We start from the raw sequence: 3,610 nt of genomic DNA on the forward strand, positions 1-3,610 counted from the left end.
GGACCGCGCCCGCCGACCGGGTCCGGGCGCGCGCCCGGCTGCACGCGCTGCTCAACGGCGGGTTCGGCATCGGCGCGATGGTGGGCGCCGGCGTGCTCGCAGCGGGTCGCCCGGTCCTGTTCGTCGCGGTGTTCGCGGGCGGGGCCGCCACGGCCCTGGTGTGCTCGTCGGTGCTCTTCTCGCTGCCGGCGCCGGCACGCGCGGGCGTCCACCGGGCGCGGGTGGGTCGCGGCGCGCTGCGCGAGCGCCGCTTCGTGGTCGTCGTCGCCCTCACGTCGGTGCTGATGCTCACGATCCCGATGCTGTCGGTGCTGCTCCCGCTGTGGATCGCGCGCTCCGCGGCTCCGATGTGGGTGGCGGCCGTGGCGTTCGCGCTCAACACGGTCCTCGTGTTCTCCCTGCAGACGCCGTGGTCGGCGCGGGTCCACTCCGACCGGGACGCGATGCGCTCGGCGCTCGCGGCGGGCGCGGCCGTGGCCCTCGCCTCGGTGCTGTACGCCGCCGTCCCGACGCTGGCGGCGACCGGCGCGGTCCTCGCCGTGCTCTGCGGGGTCGTCGCGATGACGATCGGTGAGGTGGCCACCGGGCCGGCGGCCTGGCACCTGGCCCTCCGCGACGTCCCGGCCGACCGCCAGGGGGAGTACCAGGCCGCTTTCGGGATGAGCTTCTCGATCGCGCGCATCCTCGGCCCGCTGCTCGCCCTGCCGCTGGTCACGGCGTACGGCGCTCTGGGCTGGATGGTGATCGGCGGCGCGGTCCTGCTCGCGGGCATCGGCCTGGCGGCGATCGGCCGGCGGCCCACCCGGGGTCGGTCCGGTCTCCACGAGGTCCGTCCGCAGCTGCTCGTGGGCGCCGTCGAGGGCTCGGGCTGCGGTGGGTGAGGCGCCGGTGGGTCAGTGGGGACGCGCGCAGACGAACATGGCGGTGCGGATGCGCCCCTCGGCGAGGTTGGCGACCTGGTTGGTGGCCATCTGGGCGAAGGCGTCGCCCAGGAACGCCGCGAAGGTCACCGGCGGCGGCCCGTCCCGGTGGATCCGGTCGCGCATCTCCTGGAACCACGCGAGGCTCTCGGCCGAGGAGTCGACCTCCGAGACGACGTCGAGGCCCGCGGCTGCGAGGAGCGTGCGCATGTCCTGCGGGGTCGCGAGGAAGCTCGTCGAGGCGTCCGCGGCCCACGGCACCGGGTAGTGCACGTCGCCGCCCTCGCCCTGCAGGACGTCGTAGACGACGAATCGGCCACCCGGGCGGAGCAGCCGGAAGGCCTCGGCGTACAGCGCGTGCTTGTCGGCGATGTTCATCCCCACGTGCACGGTGAGCGCCGCGTCCGCCGCGGCGTCGGGGAGCCCGGTGTCCGTCGCGTCCCCGACCCTGAAGCGCGTGCGGTCGGCCAGTCCCGTCCACGCGGAGAGCGCGGTCGCGACCTCGCAGAACTCCGGCGTGAGGTCGATGCCGGTGATCGAGCATCCGGTCAGCTCGGCGAGCGTGCGGGCGGGTCCGCCCAGCCCGCTGCCGAGGTCCACGACCTGGGAGTCGGCCGTGATGTCGAGCGCCTCGATGATCTCCAGCGTCGCGGCACGGCCGCGGATGTGGAACTCGTCGACGGGAGCGAGGTCGGCCGGGCGCAGGGCCGTGCGGTCCAGGCCGGCCGCCTCCAGGGCGGAGCCGATGGCCGCCACGAGCTTGCCGGGGCCGCTGTAGAACCTCGAGACCTGGTCCACCGCGCCATCATGGCAGCGCCCGGCCGGGACGTCGACGTCCGATCCGGCCCCTGTCACGCACGCCAGGGAGGGGGACGCATGGACATCCGGCTGCTCGAGCTCGACGGCGTGCGCCGCGGTCACGCAAGGCCGTCGAGAGCTTCTCGCATCGAGCGCACTGCCTCGGCGGCTCGCCACAGGTGGTGCTCGGGCTGGATCCCACCGCCGCGATGGGCGCGCCGCCAGTCAGGCTCCCAGTAGCCGTCGAGCACCTCGCCCAGGTGTCGATCGCACTGAGGCAGCGCCTCGGTCAGGTACTCCCGCAACGCCTCGGGCGTAGGCGTCTCGATCATGGCGTCGCTGACCGTGTTGGTGCGCAGGTCGCGCAGCAGCAGCTCGTCGGGTCCGCTCTGGGCGGACCAGACCCGTGCGACTCGACGTACCTCGTGATCCCACGCGGGCACCTGCCGTGGCCGCCACCTCGCGTCGATCGGCCGCTTGTCCAGCCTCAGGAGCGACTCGCAAGCGGCGGCGGCGGGGTGCGGCGCCAGGTACGGAAGCTCGTCGGCCGGGACGTCCAGTCGTACGACGATCAGCGCCCATTCGACATGCTCGGCCCCGTCCAGCAGATCGCCTCCGATCCACAACTCGGACAGCGGTGGAGCGAGGTCGCCGGGGAGGCGAGCGAGCCGGTCAGCCTCCTGGGTCAGCTCCGTGACGTGGCGTAGTGCGGCACCCCTCTTCATCGGGCCAGTCTGCACCGCGCGCGAGAGGTCGGGACCGTGGTCGGTCGCCCAATTGGTCAGTGAGGATCGCGCGCTCGCGGCGCGGACGATACGGCGTCACGCCGCCGATGCGCTCGACAGGCTCGGCGAGGCTGTCCGCCGGAATGGGCTGACGATGTGATCGGCCGGAAGGCGCTTCCGTGAGTCCGGGGCTACGCGTCGGCTTCGTGACGCGGCAGTCTTGCCTGCAAGCGCTCGACAGCCGCGGCGAGGGGCTGCAGGTCCTGGTCGATCACCGCTTCCCGATTTCGAGGAGCCGCATGGCCACGGCGTCCATCACGATCTCCATCGGCGTAGAGGAGGGCAGCTTTGACGAGCTCGACGTCGCGATGGAGCACGGGGCCGCCGGTTTGGGACTTTGGCGACGTGATGATGCTGACGCGCAGCGGTCGGACCGCCTCTTTCACGGTCGGCTTGGTCCGGACATGAGCCCGATTCGGCTGGTTGCGCCTCTTCTTCACGTCTTGACCTCCACGATCAGCCCGCCATGGCGTCGGAGGCGTCGTTGGCCGAGGCTTCCAGCGCGGCCGCGACGGCCTCGAACTCGGCTAGCGCGGCAGTCAGGTCCTCGACGATCTCGCGGGCGATGACCTCGGGTGCTGGCAGGTTGTCGGCGTCCTCGAGTGACTCGTCCCGCAGCCATGTGATGTCGAGGTTGGCCTTGTCGCGCGCTACGAGCTCGTCGTACGTGAACGACTTCCAACGCTCGGACTCCACCCGCTCCGCGCGGTCCTTGCCGGACGGATAGCCGCTCGACCTCTCGCCTACTTCGCTGGGGCAGTACCGGCGCGACCGGCCCCTCTCGTGCTACTAACGACGCATGTCCAGCGAGCAAGTGTCCGAGCGGTTGACCGATGAGCAGGTGCGCGAACGGTTGCTGGCTTTGTGGCCCAAGGTGCTGGAACGACACGCGCGACTAGAGCAACCCTGGACGCCCAAGGAGGGCAGCGCTCTTGCTGAGGACGACGCTGTTGCCCCCTTCAGTCCATGGCCTTCGGCGCTGGCACGCACCAGCGTCTCCATCGCAACTGAGAACTACATGGTGGCGGCGTGCTGGCTACTCAACTTCGACCCTCCGATCTTCTCGATGCAGCCGATGTTGCGGACGGCGCTCATCGGCGGATCGCA

The 3,610-nt window shown here is 71.6% G+C and carries 6 protein-coding genes; 2 read left to right on the forward strand and 4 right to left on the reverse strand.

All coding sequences use genetic code 11. The features are described from left to right. On the forward strand, positions 1-881 hold an 881-nt coding region (locus VGD85_RS16100), incomplete at its 5' end, for an MFS transporter (protein WP_331064449.1). A 12-nt stretch (positions 882-893) separates the two neighbouring features. On the opposite strand, the gene VGD85_RS16105 is transcribed toward VGD85_RS16100, so the two are convergent. The 4 genes from VGD85_RS16105 to VGD85_RS16120 all read right to left on the reverse strand — a co-directional run bounded on the left by VGD85_RS16105 (position 894) and on the right by VGD85_RS16120 (position 3,199). Then, a complete protein-coding gene (locus VGD85_RS16105) occupies positions 894-1,718 on the reverse strand; it encodes an SAM-dependent methyltransferase (RefSeq protein ID WP_331064450.1) in 825 nt (274 codons plus the stop codon). Positions 1,719-1,837: 119 nt separating this feature from the next. Beyond that, positions 1,838-2,443 carry a DUF7711 family protein gene (locus tag VGD85_RS16110; protein ID WP_331064451.1) on the reverse strand — a complete coding sequence of 202 codons (606 nt, stop codon included), beginning with the start codon at positions 2,441-2,443 and terminating at the stop codon, positions 1,838-1,840. 191 nt (positions 2,444-2,634) lie between these two features. Then, positions 2,635-2,943 carry a hypothetical protein gene (locus VGD85_RS16115; protein WP_331064452.1) on the reverse strand — a complete coding sequence of 103 codons (309 nt, stop codon included), beginning with the start codon at positions 2,941-2,943 and terminating at the stop codon, positions 2,635-2,637. A gap of 16 nt (positions 2,944-2,959) precedes the next feature. Beyond that, positions 2,960-3,199 (reverse strand): hypothetical protein, encoded by a 240-nt coding sequence (locus tag VGD85_RS16120; RefSeq protein ID WP_331064453.1) that lies wholly within the window; start codon positions 3,197-3,199, stop codon positions 2,960-2,962. Positions 3,200-3,302: 103 nt separating this feature from the next. On the opposite strand from VGD85_RS16120, the gene VGD85_RS16125 reads away from it, so the two are divergent. Next, on the forward strand, positions 3,303-3,610 hold a 308-nt coding region (locus tag VGD85_RS16125; RefSeq protein ID WP_331064454.1), incomplete at its 3' end, for a hypothetical protein.

The organism is Nocardioides sp., from assembly GCF_036401255.1.
Classification (GTDB): domain Bacteria; phylum Actinomycetota; class Actinomycetes; order Propionibacteriales; family Nocardioidaceae; genus Nocardioides.

Coding starts and splice junctions, on each gene's coding strand:
- VGD85_RS16110 (WP_331064451.1), bottom strand. CDS start 2,443: ATGAAGAGGGGTGCCGCACTACGCCACGTCACGGAGCTGACCCAGGAG.